Origin of the sequence: Chryseobacterium arthrosphaerae, assembly GCF_001684965.1 — a bacterium.
Classification (GTDB): Bacteria; Bacteroidota; Bacteroidia; order Flavobacteriales; family Weeksellaceae; genus Chryseobacterium; species Chryseobacterium arthrosphaerae.
Genome location: NZ_MAYG01000012.1, coordinates 149812 through 167162, shown reverse-complemented (window position 1 = coordinate 167162; position 17351 = coordinate 149812). Strand labels below are relative to the sequence as shown.

The window sequence follows — 17351 nt, the reverse complement described above, 5'->3', positions numbered from 1 at the left end:
AATTATAAGAATTTATTTTCCACCAATATCCAAAGTCGCTGGGCATATTCATCCACCTTATTCCATTTTCTGTCGTAGTAAAGGTCACTCAGGTATTCTTTGGCTTCCTCGAGTGTTTTAAATTGGTTCAGCTGGGCTACCGTATCATTAAGATCTGCCTGGCTTCCTTCAAACAGCATTTTGGAGAAGGCAATTCTGTCATTCAGATCCAGTTTAAACTCCGGTTTCTGTTTTTCAGCCTCCATAAACTGGGTTGGAATATTTGATTTAAGGATGCTTCCGGTATCTTCCTTTACAGCGGCCGGCTGGCTCTCCTGAGGGGTTTCTCTTTCCAGAGGATCATCATCAAAAAGTGACTGAACTGCTTTCAATCCTTTGATATTGGCTAATTTTATTTTTTTCTCCTGCTGATATGCTTCTAAATTTTCAAAGCTTTCATCAGATGGATGTTTATCTGTTTCTTCAGGAACCGGTTTATCAATGTCAACAATTTTTCTTCTGTCATAGACTTCAGCGAGAACATTTTCTTCTTTCTTGCCGTCTTCTGAATAATCATTTTTGATGTCATTCAGGATATGTTCTACATTGGAAGTATCTGTAGCCATTTCGCCCTGTTCTATTGAGGTATTTGAAATAAACCGCTCTTCATTTTCCTCGATCAGCATTTCATCATCCAGCATCTCTGTATCAAAAATACTGGGAATGGTTTCCTTAACGGTATTTTCTTTTACGTTATTTACTACTGCGAAATCCGTCTCATTTTCTTTTGTTTCATCAGTCTCTTCATCATCGCTGTCTATTTCATTCAGCTGATTGTTGAAGATCGCTTCTTCTTCCGTTACATCATTACGAAACATATCTTCGCTGATATCTTCATCGGAATCAGGAGCAGAATCTGAAAGAATTTTCTCCTCATCCACAAAGTTGAGCAGGGCTCCGTCAGGGTTTTCTCCCACTTCATTTTCTTCAATTTCGTTCAACTGGTTATTAAATACCACTTCTTCTTCCGTAATTTCATTGGGATTGGTCTGTTCCTGGATATTTTGCACCGTGTTTCCGCCGGAGTTTTCTTCCACAAAACTTATGATATTCTCATGGAATTCATTTTCAACAATTTCATTCAGCTGGTTATTAAAAATAGCTTCTTCTTCAGACCTTTCTTCAAAAACCTCATTTTCATCAATCTCATTCAGTTCATTATTGAAGATGGCTTCTTCCTCCGTAACCTCATTGCCGGAGTCATGATATTCACTTTCACCGGAGGCAAAAGAAATATGCTGATGTTCCGGATGCTGCTCCGGATGATCTGTCACGAAGTATTCGATATTTTTTTCCAGCAGTTTCAAAAAAGAAATCCTGTTAGCAAGCTCATCTACAAGATCCTGCTTGGAAAGTAATTCGTCTACGTTATTTATTTTGTCCAGATTATCAATGATATTCATGGATTCAAAAAAAATCTTTTCCTTTAAATCTTGGATATTCTGCATAATAAGATTCTTATTAAAATTGCTTACTTTTGATGTTAAAAATATACGGCTAATTTAACAAATGTTTTTAGAAAATACAATTAATCATTCCAAACAAAGTGGTTGGATGGAAGTGATTTGTGGCTCTATGTTTTCCGGTAAAACCGAGGAATTGATCCGCAGATTGCGAAGGGCAGAAATGGCAGGACAGAATGTAGAAATTTTTAAACCGAAACTGGATATCCGGTATTCTGAAGAGGATGTAGTTTCTCATAATCAGAACAAAATACGCAGTACTGCGGTAGATAATCCGAATGAAATTCTTCTGCTGGCCTCCAATTGTGATGTGGTAGGAATAGATGAAGCCCAGTTTTTTGATGAAAGCATTGTTGATATTGCCAACCAGCTTGCCAACAGCGGAATAAGAGTGGTGATTGCAGGATTAGACATGGACTTTTTAGGCCGTCCGTTCGGACCAATGCCCAATCTGATGGCTACCGCCGAATATGTTACAAAAGTGCATGCTATTTGTAAGAGAACAGGTAATCTTGCCAATTATTCTATGAGAACTTCCCAGGGAAATGATCTTGTTGAGCTGGGAGAAACGGAAAGCTATGAAGCGGTAAGCCGTAGGGTTTTTATTGATGAAGTGCTTTCGAAAAGGAAGTAATTGATGAGAAAAGCTGAGTACAGCAACATAAAATAGATTTACATTTATATACAATGAAAAGCGGAAAGCACTGTTGAAGCATTTCAGAAAAGGGTAAATCAGCTTAATCCTATTGAGCCTGTCTGATCTTTTTTGAAATTTCCCTGTTGCTGTTTCGCCTAAAATAAAGCAGAAAGGGTACCAATGAATTATACAGTACAGCACATTGCAGAGATCACCAATGCACAGGTTATTGGAGACGGAAATCTGATGATCAGAAATATCGCCTATGACAGCAGGATTATTTATTCAACAAAAAATACTGCCTTTATAGCGATCAATACCCATAAGAATTCCGGTGAAAAATTTATTGAATCTGCAATTGACAGAGGTATCGGTGTCATTATTTCCGAACATTATGATCCGGAGTACAACAATGTAACCTGGATTATTGTTGAAAATTCTGTAGATTTTCTTCAAAAATTAGCCAGGTATCATTTCGAAAACTCTCACATACAATCTATCGGAATCACAGGAAGTAATGGAAAAACTATTTTAAAGGAATGGCTGTACCAATGCCTGTGGAATGAATTCCCTACTGTAAAAAGCCCGAAAAGTTTCAATTCTCAGATCGGTCTGCCCCTTTCTCTTCTTCAGATCAACAGCAATCACAAGCTTGGAATTTTTGAAGTGGGAATTTCAAAACCGGATGAAATGGAAAAACTTGAACATATTTTCCATCCTCAGATCGGATTGCTTACCCATATCGGAACCGCCCATGCCGCCAATTTTTCTTCCGAAGAGCAACTGATTGATGAAAAGATCAGACTTTTTAAAGATTCTGAAGTCATCATCTATAACGGAGACAATTCTTCGGTAGATCAGAAAATAAAAAAATCCTATTCCGGACGAAAATTGATTTCTTACGGATTTAAAAAGGAAAATAATGTCTTCATCAAAAATAATATTTCCAGGGATGAAAACATCATTGTTGAATATTTTGGTGAAGAAATCAGTTTTCCGGCCCACCAGAGGGACGAAGCGACGTTAACCAATGCTATGGCGCTTATCACAGTGCTTAAGGAGCTGAACATCGAAAATAAAAAGATCGTCGAAAAAATCAACCTTTTAAAGGCCGTCGAAATGAGGCTTGAATCCATCGAAGGAATAAAAGGCAATATTATCATCAACGATTCTTTCAACCTTGACCTCGATTCTCTTAAGACTGCCCTGCAGTTTCTGAAAGAATACAACAAATCTAAAAAGTCTTTGGTATTAACCGATATTGTTGGAGTGAATGTCAATTCACAGGAATTGTATGAAGAAGTTTCCGAACTCGTGAATGAGCAGCGTTTTGATTCCGTATTCCTGATCGGTGATAAAATATCAAAGTTCAGTGAATTATTTAAAACTAAAACATATACTTTCATTGACACTAAAGAGCTCATTGAAAGTAAACACCTTACTGAAATTGAAAACCAGATTATCCTTCTGAAAGGAGCCAGAAAATTCGAAATTGAAAAGCTTAAAGATATTCTTGAGCTCAGAAAACATGATACGGTTCTGGAAGTTAATCTGAATGCGATTCTTCATAACATCAATTATCATAAATCATTGCTTAAACCCGGAACCAAAATGATGGCTATGGTCAAAGCTAATGCCTATGGTCTTGGCAGTTTTGAGGTATCGGAATTCTTACAGCATCATCATATCGATTATCTGGGAGTTGCCTATGTGGATGAAGGTGTGGAACTTCGTAAAAAGGGAATCACCACTCCTATTATTGTAATGAATCCTGAACAGCACAGTTATCAGACCATTATAGAATATGATCTTGAGCCTGAAATTTACAGTTTCAGAGTTCTGGAGCTATTTTATGAAGCCGTACAAAAGTCAGGATATGATAAAAAATATCCGATTCACATCAAACTGGAAACAGGGATGCACCGTCTTGGTTTTAAAGATTTTGAGCTGGATCAGCTAAGTGAAACTTTAAGCGGTAAAAACCTGAAGGTTCAGAGCATGTTCAGTCACCTGTCTTCATCCGATATGCCTGAAGAACGGGCATTCACTTTAAAACAGTTTGAAGTATTCGAAAGAAATTCCAGCTATCTGATAGAAAAACTGGGCTACACTCCTATCCGTCACATTCTGAATTCTTCAGGGATTACAAGCTATAGCGACCATCAGTATGATATGGTAAGAATCGGTATCGGAATGCTGGGGGAATCTTCTGACAATGAAATTCAGAAACAACTACAGTCTGTGGTAAGTTTTAAAACCGTAATTTCACAGATATCAATGGTGGAAGGTGGAGAGTCCGTAGGCTACAGCAGAAGATATAAAGCTGATCATCTTACAAGGATTGCTACAGTTCCTGTAGGATATGCTGATGGGATTCCGAGATTAATCGGAAACCAGGTGGGAAGCCTGGGCGTTAATAAGACCCTGGCACCAATCGTCGGAAATATCTGCATGGATATGATGATGATCAATGTAGACAATATCCCAAATGTAAAGGAAGGTGACACTGTAACGGTATTCAACGCCAAACCAAGTTTAAAAGAATTCGCAGGCTACTGCAAAACGATAACCTATGAAGTATTAACCTCCATTTCGCCCCGGGTGAAACGGATCTATATAAAAGATTAACTATGAGAAAACTCCTGATCCTACTTTTCGTATTCCAATTACTGCTGATCCATTCTCAGGTAAAAAAAGATCTGGTAATTCCGAAAAACCCCAAAATAGGACTGTCGCTTGCCGGTGGTGGTGCCAAAGGTTTTTCACATGTCGGAGTACTCAAGGTCCTGGATTCTTTGGGAGTGAAAGTAGATTATATTGCCGGAACGAGTATGGGCGCTATTGTTGGTGGTCTGTACGCTTCAGGCTATTCCGGAAAAGAGATAGAAAAGATCGTTATGGATACGGATTTCTATTCACTTATAATGGATCCGAAGTCAAGGCAGGAAGCAAGTTTTTTTAATAAATCGGTAGATAAATACCTGCTATCTATTCCGCTGAAAAACGGAAAAATTACACTTCCCTCTTCCATCAGTACGGGACAAAGAAACGTGTATCTTCTAAAAGAACTTTTCAAAAATGTTTCGAATATTGAAGATTTTTCAAAAATGCCTATTCCTTTTTTATGTGTTGCCACCAACCTGGAAAGCGGAAATATGCAGATATTTGAAAAAGGCGATCTTGTTCAGTCAATTATGGCCAGTTCAGCCTTTCCTTCATTAATGGATCCTGTAAAAATCGGGGACAGTATTTACATTGATGGAGCGATGACGGTAAACTATCCTTCAAAGCCTTTAAAGGACAAAGGAATTGATATCGTAATCGGCGTGGACCTGAACCAGGATCTATCCAAAAGAGAGGATTTAAACAATATTATTGCCATCCTGAACCAGGTAATTGATTTCGGAATAAAAAGGGATACCCGGAAACAATATAAGTATACGGATATCAACATCAAACCTAACCTGAAAGGAATGTCTGCTACAAGCTACGATGACAAAAAAAAGATCCTTGACAGCGGGTATGTGGAAGGCCTTAAATATTCCCAGGTTCTGGATCAACTGCCCAAACGCCCTTTTGACCGCCTCAGACAAGCTGTAAATCCCATCTACTCCAATGTATATAAGATCGACAGTATTTCGATTGAAGGAAGCAAAATTTACGGGAAAAACTATACCCTGGGGAAAATGGGACTTCGTCTCCCCTCTTTACAGACCTATGGAAGCATCAATAAAATGATTGATAAACTGGTTGCCACCAACAATTACCGTTTTATCAATTATGATATCGTTCAGGAAAACGATGCCAATTATCTGAAGCTTTATGTAACCGAAGATGATACCCGGCATTTTTTAAAATTCGGATTGCATTACGATGAAGTTTTCAAAACAGGACTTCTGTTGAATTACTCTGCCAAAAGGCTTTTATTTAAAAACTCAAACCTTTCCCTGGATGTGGTTGTAGGCGACCGGTTAAGGTATTATCTGAACTATTTTATCGATAACGGGTATATTCCGGGATTCGGCCTTTATTCATCAGGAATGAGCTTTGATATAAAAAATGTTGATAATTATGTTGTAGACCGGTGGGAATGGATCAGAAATGAGGCTTATATACAGTCTGTATGGAAAGATAAGTTTGCTGTTGGAGGTGGAATCAGCCATGATTATTTCAAGGCTGAAAACAGCAATGGGGACAACAGACGTTACAGCCGTTTTTTAAACCCTTATGTCTTTATCAAAACCGATACTCAGGACGACAAGGAATTTCCTACCAAAGGCGTTTATTTTGCTGCAGAAGGGAAAGTTGTGGACCTGTTAAAATCTGAAGTTGATAAAAGAATAATTCAGATCAAGGCGGATCTTAAAGTCAATATCCCTCTTGGCAGGCAGTTTACTTACCGTCTTAATTTATTTGGAGGCGTTACCATTGGTGAAAATCTTCCATCTTATTATCAATACAGGTTAGGCGGAATTTTTGAACAGAATCTTATTAATTTTAAAAGTTTCGGAGGATTTTACTTTGCCCAGCTTTATACAAATAATGTGATCCTGGCATCTAATGATATTCAGTTTAAATTCAATAAAAACTATTTTATCAGCGGAAACTTTACCTTTGCCAACTTATCAAACGATATAAAGTTTGAAGATGCAGTGAAAGTAAATTACAGCTCATTGGGACTTACGGCAGGTTATAAATCTCCTTTCGGGCAGATTAAGGTTAACTTTAGCCACTCACTTAAAAACAATCAAAAAGGTATATTCAGTGTTATTTTAGGACACTGGTTTTAAAAAAATGATACAGTTCTTTTACGAAAATTTACCAGAGTCGGTAAATACAGATTACAAACAATGGCTGGAAGATCTTATTCTTTCAGAAGGAAAAAAAACAGGCGAAATCAATTATATTTTCTGTGATGATGAATATCTGCTGAAGATCAATCAGGATTATTTGCAGCATGATTATTATACCGATATCATCACTTTTGATTATGTAAAAGGGAAGACTATTAGCGCTGAGATTTTCGTATCTTTGCAGCGCATTTCTGACAACGCCTCTACCCTTTCCCGAGATTATGAAGAAGAATTAAGAAGAGTTTTAGCCCATGGAATTTTACACCTGGCAGGCTATAAAGACAAGACGGAAGAAGAGGAAAAAGAGATGCGGAGAATGGAAGATCTGTACTTAGCCAAATATAAGGATTTAAAGTTTTAATATTTAACAATCACTTAAAGTCCGATATCTAAAGTACTCAATTCTAGTAACAATATAGATTTACTTAGAGTCCATTCTTCAAAAATGTTTCACGTGAAACATTGATGATAAAGATAAGGTTTAAAGCTTAAAACAAGCGAGATAAAAATGATTTCAGAAATATATGATGTGATCGTAGTAGGTGCCGGACACGCAGGTTGTGAAGCAGCAGCAGCGGCAGCCAATCTGGGTTCAAAAACACTACTCATCACAATGAATATGCAGACCATCGGACAGATGAGTTGCAACCCCGCAATGGGTGGAATCGCAAAAGGTCAGATCGTAAGAGAGATTGATGCAATGGGAGGATATTCCGGAATTGTAGCAGACAAATCGGCTATCCAATTCAAAATGCTGAATCTTTCAAAAGGTCCTGCCATGTGGTCCCCGAGAACCCAAAATGACAGAATGCTTTTCGCCGAAGAATGGAGATTAGCATTAGAGAATACTCCCAATCTTGATTTCTTTCAGGATATGGTAAAACAACTGATTGTTGAAAATAATAAAGTAACCGGAGTAGTTACTTCTTTAGGAATTGAGATTAAAGCAAAATCTGTAGTTCTTACCAACGGAACTTTTCTTAACGGATTAATTCACGTTGGCGACAAACAATTAGGTGGTGGAAGAATGGGTGAACCAAGAGCATTTGGTATCACGGAACAATTGGTAAGTTTAGGTTTCGAAGCCGGAAGAATGAAAACCGGCACCCCACCGAGAGTGGATGGAAGAAGTCTGGATTATTCAAAAATGGAAGAACAGAAAGGAGACGAGAATCCTCAAAAGTTCAGTTATCTTGATACTCCGAAACTAACAAAACAATTAAGCTGTCATATCGTTTATACCAACGAAACGGTACACGATATCTTAAGAGAAGGTTTCGACAGAAGTCCAATGTTCAACGGAACGATTCAAAGTTTAGGTCCAAGATATTGCCCAAGTATTGAAGATAAGATCAACCGTTTTGCAGAAAGAAACAGACATCAGCTTTTCGTAGAACCGGAAGGATGGAAAACTGTAGAGATCTATGTAAACGGATTCAGTTCTTCACTTCCTGAAGATGTACAGATCAAAGCAATGAAACATATTCCTGGATTTGAAAATGTAAAAGTTTTCAGACCGGGCTATGCTATCGAATACGACTACTTCCCTCCTACCCAACTGAAGCATACCTTAGAAACCAAATTAATTGATAATTTATATTTCGCAGGACAGATCAACGGAACAACAGGATATGAAGAAGCAGCAGGCCAGGGTCTGATCGCCGGTATCAACGCTCACAATAAAGTTCACGAAAAAGGAGACTTTATTCTCAACAGAGATGAAGCATACATTGGAGTTTTGATTGATGATCTTATCACAAAAGGTACGGAAGAGCCTTACAGAATGTTTACTTCACGTGCAGAATACAGACTACTTCTAAGACAGGATAACGCTGATATCAGGCTGACTGAGAGAGCGTATCAGTTAGGTCTGGCAAAAGAGGACAGATTAAGACGAGTAGAAACAAAAATAGCTGAAAGTCAGACACTTGAAGACTTTCTTCGTGAAACTTCTTTAAAACCAGGCGTTATCAATCCCATCCTTGATACAATTGAAAGCAGTCCGGTAGATCAGGCCTACAGAGCAGCTCAAATTCTTACCAGACCTAATATGACATTAGAGAAGCTTGATGAAATAGACTTTATTAAAGAAGTTTCCTCTCAATACAATGATGAAGTAAGAGAGCAGGCAGAGATCAACATCAAGTACAAAGGCTATATAGAGAAGGAAAAAGAAAACGTTGCCAAACTTAACCGCCTGGAAAATATTAAAATTCCGGAAGATTTTGATTATACGAAGCTTTCAAGCCTTTCTGCAGAAGCAAAACAGAAGATGTCTAACGTACGCCCGAAGACTATTGCACAGGCAGGAAGAATAAGCGGAGTATCTCCGGCTGATATAAACGTTTTACTGGTCTATTTAGGCCGTTAAAAGAAAAATGTTTCACGTGAAACATTTAAAATAATAAAACGAAAATTAAGGTATTTATGAGCTTTTTAAAACTTATAGATATCTTAATTTTTTAAATATAACAGATTTCGACTTCATGAAAATAAAAGATCATTTTCTTTCACAGGAAATATTTGAAATTAAAGAAACAGAAACCAAGGGAGTATATAAAACCTCCCCTATCCCATCCAATATTTCAAGATATTACGAAAGCGAAGATTATATTTCTCATCACCAGGATTCCGGAAGCCTGAAAGAAAAGTTATACAAATTTCTTCAGTCCTTTAATCTGCAGTACAAGAAGAATATTCTGGTAGACAGAATTAAAAAAGGATCCAGAGTATTAGACTACGGATGTGGCGCCGGAGAGTTTGTAAAGTTTATAGAAAACGATTTTGAAACTTTCGGTTTTGAACCTGATGCGGATGCGAGAAAAGCAGCTCAGGGTAAAATTGCAAAAGCAAAAATTCTTGACGATATTCAGAAAATTGAAGATAGAAGCCTGGATGCAATTACTCTTTGGCATGTATTTGAACATATCGAAAACCAGGATGAAATGCTGAATATTTTTCACACGAAATTAAAGGACAAAGGTCTTCTTATCATTGCAGTTCCCAACCCCACTTCTTATGATGCAAGGCATTACAAAGAATATTGGGCAGCATATGACGTACCCAGACACATTTATCATTTTTCAAAAAATGGAATGGAAAATCTGATTTCTAAAAAACCTGACTGGAAAATGAGAAAGATCAAACCTCTGGTCCTGGATTCTTACTACATCTCTATGCTGAGCGAAAAATATAAAAAATCGCCCCTTTTCTGGTTAAAAGCAACCATCTACGGAACAATTTCGAACATAAAAGCCCTTTTTTCGAACGAATTTTCAAGTTTGATATATATTATCGAAAAAAGATAGAAAATGGATTTTTAAGGCATTTCTGAAGGTCAATTTTCAGTATTTCAACCCAAAAAATTAAAAACTCAGGAAATTATTCCTGAGTTTTTTAATGTAACCTACATCAAAAATTATCATTTCCAAAAATATTCAAAAACTAAAATAGAGAATTTGGACACAGTTCCTATACCACTCCCCTACTCCATATTCAAATAAAATTTTTTTGAAAGCATAAAATTCCAATAAGCCAATCAACATCGAATTTTTATTTCGAATCTGAAAAATTTTTATTTTTAGAGCACTTATAGAAAATTTGGAAGAAAAAATAGAAAAATTCAGATTTCAAAAGCCAAATCAACCAGAAACACTTCATTTTAAGCTTCATTTTTATTTTACACCTCTATAATCGGAAAATTTAAGAAAATTAATTTTTAAAGCATTTCTGAAGGTCAATTTTCCGTACTTTTTATCTTAATTTCTAAAATGGACTGAAAATTAAAGAAACTGAATCTTATAAAATATTTTATTAATTTTTATTTTCAATTGCTGGCATTAAAAGTTCTGGCGAAAAGAAATATCAGAAATTACATTCCCCTACTCTTTCAAATAAAAATTTTTATAAAATATGTAGACTCATAAAATATGCACAGAATAGAAATCAGCCATGCTAGTAAAAACTATCCGAAGCAATCGTAAAAAATCCATAATGAAAATCAATTAAAAAAATATAAAAAAGCAAAGCAGCTTCAAATTTTAAAAAAAAAAATTTCTGCAGAGACAATTCAGAAGAAAACAGGTAAAACAGATATAAATCAAAATTTAAAAACACTTAGTTAACTCACTATCAATATTTAAATTAGAAAAAGAAACAGCTTAAAAGTAATGAAAATATAAACTTAAAATTATCTGAAAAATACAGCAATAAAAAACATAATAAATAAGTTTAATAATTGATTTAAAAACACTTGCAAACACATCACGATTATATGAAATATTAAATTATTACAATAAGTAATTCATGTAAAAATAGACAAATAATAAGATTTAAAATTACAAGCTAAAAATCAGATAATCAATGTAAAATGGAAAGATTCCAATCATACGTTTAGATTTAAAACCAGCCATTCTCAAAAAAAATAAGTTGTTCTGCTCATCTATAGCCGCTACACAATCTCCTGCTTCCTGAGGACACTTATAAAATGTATTCCCACTATTTTTATTTTGCAGGATAAAAGTCAAGGTAAAAAAAGAGATTTAAGATCAAAACTTGCGGTAAGACTGGGAAAGGTATTCCCATTGTAACCAAAGAAATAAATACATTGTTTTTCTTCCAAATAAGAGCAGTTTTTAACAAGAATATTCTGGTCAGCAAAATTGATACTTTTAAGAATTCTAAAATCAGAAGAAGAGATTTCAATATAGAAATCATGGCCTGAAAATCATCAGACAATGCAAGAATTGCAAACTCTCCTTCCTGATGATCTCTCCTTTGGTTTTTAATTTGTCCATACCGTATGATCAAAATCTAATGTTTTAAAAGTATGTCTTTTCTTTTTATCGTTAAGTAGCAGCTTTGGGAAACGACAATATTCCTTATTATTTCCTTTAATTTCAGGTTCACTGGATATTAGTTAAAATGTACCTGGGGAGTTTAAAAATAGCTCTTCAAACCACTTCAAAATTATAATTTTTTAAACAAGGTTTTAATGACCTTTTATTCCAAAAAGTATAAAGAATAAGACACAATCTTACGAATAAATATTGAGAGATAATTGAGGATCTGACAGGTTTGGAGCTTAGAAAAACATAAGTTTCAGGAAATGAGTTCACTGCTAAAATCTATAACTTATAGTTATATCTATTCATAATATAAACCTAGAAGAATTCAGGATTTCACAATGAAAATTTGGGTATAAAAAAACCTGCTAATAATATTAGCAGGCTCCAGATATTGGGTTTTATTCTCTATTAATTATTGATAGCAGCCACACCAGGAAGCTCAAGTCCTTCAAGACTTTCAAGCATTGCCCCTCCTCCGGTAGAAACATAACTTACCTGATCAGCATATCCGAATTGCTTAACGAAAGCCACACTGTCTCCTCCTCCTACTAAAGAGAAAGCACCTAACCTCGTTGCTTCAGCAATACTCTCTCCAAGAGCAACAGTTCCTCCGGCAAAGTGAGACATTTCAAAAACTCCGATCGGTCCATTCCAAAGAATTGTTCTAGAATTTAATAGTACATCGTTGAACTGGTCTCTTGATTTATGACCGGCATCCAGTCCCATCCATCCTTCAGGAATAGCATAGATATCTGATTCTTTTCTTTCTACATCATTACTGAAACTTTCAGCGATGATGGCATCAGACGGTAAATATACTTTTACTTTATGCTCTTTTGCTTGTCCTAAGATCTCAAGTGCAAGAGGAAGCTTATCTTCTTCTACCAAAGAGTTTCCAACTTTACCACCAAGAGCTTTAATAAATGTAAATGCCATACCGCCTCCGATGATCAGATTATCTACTGCAGGAAGGATATTTTCTATAATCGTAATCTTAGTTGAAACTTTGGAACCTCCAAGGATTGCGGTAACCGGTCTTTCTCCGCTCTTCAGTACTTTATCAATCGCCTGAAGTTCTTTAGCCATCAGTAAACCGAAATATTTAGTTGATGGGAAATATTTAGCAATTACAGCTGTTGAAGCGTGAGCTCTGTGTGCAGTTCCGAAAGCATCATTTACATAAGCATCCCCTAATTGAGAAAGTTGCTCAGCAAAGCCTTCGTCTCCTTTTTCTTCTTCATTGTGGAAACGTAAGTTTTCCAGCAGTAAGATTTCTCCCGGTTTAAGATCAGCAGCAGCCTTTTCAGCTTTTTCACCCACACATTCATCTACAAATTTTACTTCCTGACCGAGAACAGCTGATACTTCATCTACAATATGCTTAAGTGAAAACTCATCCTTAACTTCTCCTTTCGGTCTTCCAAGGTGTGTCATTAAGATAACAGATCCGCCATCCTTAAGAATCTTTTCAACGGTTGGTTTCACCGCAACGATTCTCGTATTATCACTTACTTTCAGCTGGTCATCCTGTGGAACATTGAAGTCAACTCGTACAAGAGCTTTCTTATCTTTAAAATTGAAGTCGTTAATTGTTTTCATTTTATAATTTAGATTATTTTTTCTGAGATCTCAGGCAATCCTCCATCAGGCCCGGGATGCATTTCAGCAAATTCCGGAAGGGAGAATTCCATAAATTTCATTGAATTTCCGTTTCACAAATGTAAGGTTTTAAACTTTTTCAACAGTTTGATTGAAATAAAAGTTTTCAAAAACTTTCCCCGAAGCCAATCACCCATTAATCAACAATTCTTTTCTCTTCTTAAAAAAAAATAATGTAGTTGTTGTTATGTATTGTTAGTAACGGGGATAAGTTTTTAGCGTAAAGTTGATCATACTCAACTGGTATCCAATTCATATTTAACTCACAATATAAATCTCTGTAAACCTGCTGTTTCACACACTTATTCACAATTGTTGATAACTTTGAGGAAAAACCATTATGAGTTATTTTGCTATGGAAAATTCTGGGGATAGCTGAAGAAAACATCTGGAAAGTTGTGGTGAAAACTTTCAGAAAGATTTTCTATTACGAAATAAATTGATCTTTAAAAATAGAAAGTTGGTAAAAGTTTTCCACACTTATTAACATACCTTTTCACAATTAACTCCCGGTTTACTAACACGAATTGTTATTATTCTTACCTTTGTAAGGAAATAAAATCTAAAAAAGCTTAATAAGAGTATTATGAAAAGAAAAATTGCTATCGCAGCGGACCATGCAGGCTATGAATATAAGGAGATTGTTAAAAACTACCTTTCAGAACAGTTTGAAGTTCAGGATTTTGGTACGTTTTCCACAAACAGTGTGGATTATCCGGATTTTGTACACCCTGCTGCAACCTCTGTGGAAAACGGAGAGAATGAGCTTGGAATTCTGATCTGCGGAAGCGGAAACGGAGTTCAGATCACGGCAAACAAACATCAGAAAATCAGATGTGCACTTTGCTGGATGCCGGAGATTGCAACATTGGCAAGACAGCACAATGATGCCAACATGATTTCCATGCCGGCAAGGTTTATATCAAAGGAGCTGGCAATAGAAATTGTTGACAGATTCCTCTCAACAGAATTTGAAGGAGGAAGACACCAAAACCGGGTTGATAAAATCGCAGTTTGCTAAATATACTGAGGTCTGTAATTTGAATTGCAGACCTTATTTATTTTTTATTCGTACATTTGCATCAACAGAATAGAAATTACCACTCTATTATTTCCATAGCCGGCCTTTATTTGTTTTAGAATACAGATCAAAGGTTTCAAAATTTTTCCTCATACTCATATTGTATTTTTAAACTAAAATTATAGTTTTGTTACGGACTAATAATTAAAACTAAAGATTAAAATTAAACAACCTTCAAAAACAATATTAAAACGATTCGCTTCCAGGTATTGAAAATATAAAGCTGACCCAGCTATTGAACAATATAATTTTTGCTTCTGGTAAAACTATCTTATTTTCTATAGTGGTGAGTTTGAAAATATGGAGTATTTTTACTTTTCACCAATGGAAAATGAGTTTGATGATGGGCGTATTATGAAAGTTGCGTTTAAAAAAAATCATAAAAAGATTGGAAGGAAAATTGATAGATTAAAAAAAGAAGATCATATTTATATTTAAATGTGATGCTGATAAAAAGAAGAGCTTCTGAATTTGGAAAGAAGCTAAAACGAATTAAAAAGAAAATTAAAATGCCAAAAAAAAGAAAATATATAAGTCATAAAAATGATTTGAAACTGATGGAGATCGGAAGACTCATCCTACGTTTCATGAATGCCAATGCATCAAAGATCTATAACTATAAACAGATCGCTGATGGAATAGATTACAAAAATCCGAGACAAAGAGAACTTGTGATTCAGGCACTGCACAAACTTCAGGGGTCTGAAAAGATCAAAGAAGTGGAAAGAGGAAAGTATATCGTGAACCTGAAAATTGCAGGAACACTTACCGGAATTATAGATTTCAACCAGAGCGGAAATGCGTATGTGAATGTGGAAGGAATGGAAGACGATATCTTCATTCACTCCAAAAATGTGAAAGATGCCTTGCAGGGAGATAAGGTTCTTATTATAACTTATCATTATAAAGGAAAGAAACTGGAAGGCTCGGTTTTGGAAGTTTTGGAAAGAACAAGAACAGAATTTGTAGGAACTTTTCAGAAGGTTGCCCACAAAGATTTCGGGTTTGTAGTTTGTGATAAAAAATCAATCAATACTGATATTTTTATTCCGAAGAATAAATTCAATAATGCCGAAGATGGAGATAAGGTTATTGTAAAGATGACCGAATGGAAACCGGGGGATAAAAATCCTGAAGGAGAAATTATCCAGGTACTGGGTGCTCCGGGAGAACATGAAACAGAGATCCACTCTATCCTTGCAGAATATGGTCTTCCTTATGAGTTTCCACAGGAAGTGGAACTGGATGCTGACAAAATCGACAGAAGCATTACAGATGAAGAAGTGGCAAAACGTTGGGATATGCGTAATATCTGCACATTTACCATTGACCCCAAAGATGCAAAAGACTTTGATGATGCCTTATCCATAAGAAAATTAGAAAACGGAAACTGGGAGATCGGAGTTCATATTGCCGATGTATCTCATTATGTGGTTCCGGGAACGATTCTGGATGACGAAGCGTATCAGAGAGCAACCTCAGTGTATTTGGTAGACAGGGTAGTTCCGATGCTGCCGGAAGTATTGAGTAATGATGTGTGTTCCCTTCGTCCGAATGAGGATAAATATACATTCTCAGCAGTTTTTGAACTGAATGATCAGGCCGAAATTCAGAAACAGTGGTTCGGAAGAACAGTGATTCATTCAGACAGAAGATTTACCTATGAAGAAGCTCAGGAGCGTATTGAAACGGGTGAAGGAGATCTGGCTGAAGAAATCAATGTTCTGGACAGACTGGCAAAGATCATGCGTAATGAACGTATCAGAAAAGGAGCGATCACGTTTGACAGAAGTGAAGTAAGATTCAATCTTGATGAAAATAATGAACCGGTTGGAGTTTATTTTAAAATCAGTAAAGACTCTAATCACCTGATTGAAGAGTTCATGCTTTTGGCCAATAAAAAGGTATCGGAGTTTGTATCTTTATCCAGAAAAGGTGAGATTACCAATAATACCTTTATTTATAGGGTTCACGATGATCCGGATCCTGCAAAGCTGGAATCACTGAGAGATTTTGTAGCAACTTTCGGATATAAAATGAACCTGGCCAATACCAAAAAAGTTGCAGAGTCTCTGAACAAACTTTTGCATGATGTGAAAGGAAAAGGAGAAGAAAATATGATTGAAACGCTGGCGATGAGAAGTATGAGCAAGGCTGTATATTCTACAGAGCCTATTGGTCACTACGGTTTGGGATTTGAGTATTATACCCACTTTACCTCTCCTATCCGTCGTTACCCGGATTTGATCGCACACCGTCTTCTTCAGCACTATCTGGATGGCGGGAAATCTCCAAGCAGACAGGAGCTGGAGGAAAAAGCGAAACACTGCAGTGCGATGGAAAGACTGGCAGCTGATGCAGAAAGAGATTCTATCAAGTACATGCAGGTGAAATTTATGGAAAAACATCTTGGTGAAACGTTCACCGGAGTGATTTCCGGAGTTGCCGAATTCGGATTCTGGGTAGAAATTCCTGAAAACGGAGCTGAAGGTCTGATCAAATTAAGAGATCTTGTAGACGATTCATACATGTACGATGCAAAAACACATGCTGTATACGGCGTGAGACACGGAAATAAATATCAGCTGGGAGATCAGGTGCAGATCAAGGTGGTGAAAGCCAATCTGATCCAGAAACAATTGGACTTCAAGATTGTTTAATAATATCAGCAGTTAAAAATATATCAGTGTAAAGAGGTTGTTCCAAAACGGAACAATCTCTTTTGTTTTTGTCAACCTTCCGAAAATCATAAAATGAGATTACAGATCTGCT

Annotated in this window: 10 protein-coding genes; 8 read left to right on the top strand and 2 right to left on the bottom strand. The window is 36.2% G+C overall.

The window, feature by feature from the left end; translation table 11 throughout:
- Positions 1 to 2 precede the first annotated feature (2 nt).
- Positions 3 to 1487, bottom strand: a complete 1485-nt coding sequence (locus tag BBI00_RS16095; protein ID WP_065399898.1) for a hypothetical protein — start codon at positions 1485 to 1487, stop codon at positions 3 to 5.
- A 61-nt stretch (positions 1488 to 1548) separates the two neighbouring features.
- Between BBI00_RS16095 and BBI00_RS16090 the strand changes: the two genes are divergently transcribed.
- The 6 genes from BBI00_RS16090 (at position 1549) to BBI00_RS16065 (ending at position 10300) form a co-directional block, all read left to right on the top strand.
- Positions 1549 to 2136, top strand: a complete 588-nt coding sequence (locus tag BBI00_RS16090; protein WP_065399897.1) for a thymidine kinase — start codon at positions 1549 to 1551, stop codon at positions 2134 to 2136.
- Between the two features lie 183 nt (positions 2137 to 2319).
- A complete protein-coding gene (locus BBI00_RS16085; protein ID WP_065399896.1) occupies positions 2320 to 4767 on the top strand; it encodes a bifunctional UDP-N-acetylmuramoyl-tripeptide:D-alanyl-D-alanine ligase/alanine racemase in 2448 nt (815 codons plus the stop codon).
- 2 nt (positions 4768 to 4769) lie between these two features.
- On the top strand, positions 4770 to 6929 hold the full coding sequence (locus BBI00_RS16080; protein WP_065399895.1) for a patatin-like phospholipase family protein: 2160 nt from the start codon (positions 4770 to 4772) through the stop codon (positions 6927 to 6929).
- Between the two features lie 4 nt (positions 6930 to 6933).
- Entirely contained in the window at positions 6934 to 7353 is a 420-nt protein-coding gene (ybeY, locus tag BBI00_RS16075) for an rRNA maturation RNase YbeY (RefSeq protein ID WP_065399894.1), read from the top strand.
- A gap of 147 nt (positions 7354 to 7500) precedes the next feature.
- On the top strand, positions 7501 to 9363 hold the full coding sequence (gene mnmG / locus BBI00_RS16070; RefSeq protein ID WP_065399893.1) for a tRNA uridine-5-carboxymethylaminomethyl(34) synthesis enzyme MnmG: 1863 nt from the start codon (positions 7501 to 7503) through the stop codon (positions 9361 to 9363).
- A 115-nt stretch (positions 9364 to 9478) separates the two neighbouring features.
- Positions 9479 to 10300, top strand: a complete 822-nt coding sequence (locus BBI00_RS16065; RefSeq protein ID WP_065399892.1) for a class I SAM-dependent methyltransferase — start codon at positions 9479 to 9481, stop codon at positions 10298 to 10300.
- Positions 10301 to 12247: 1947 nt separating this feature from the next.
- Here the strand turns inward: BBI00_RS16065 and BBI00_RS16055 are convergent.
- Positions 12248 to 13438, bottom strand: coding sequence for a phosphoglycerate kinase (locus BBI00_RS16055; protein WP_065399890.1), 1191 nt, complete (start codon positions 13436 to 13438; stop codon positions 12248 to 12250).
- A 646-nt stretch (positions 13439 to 14084) separates the two neighbouring features.
- On the opposite strand from BBI00_RS16055, the gene rpiB reads away from it, so the two are divergent.
- Entirely contained in the window at positions 14085 to 14519 is a 435-nt protein-coding gene (gene rpiB, locus BBI00_RS16050) for a ribose 5-phosphate isomerase B (RefSeq protein WP_065399889.1), read from the top strand.
- Positions 14520 to 15088: 569 nt separating this feature from the next.
- The gene (rnr, locus tag BBI00_RS16045) at positions 15089 to 17239 is read left to right on the top strand and encodes a ribonuclease R (protein ID WP_065400399.1); all 2151 of its coding nucleotides are present in this window, start codon (positions 15089 to 15091) and stop codon (positions 17237 to 17239) included.
- Positions 17240 to 17351: the final 112 nt, after the last annotated feature.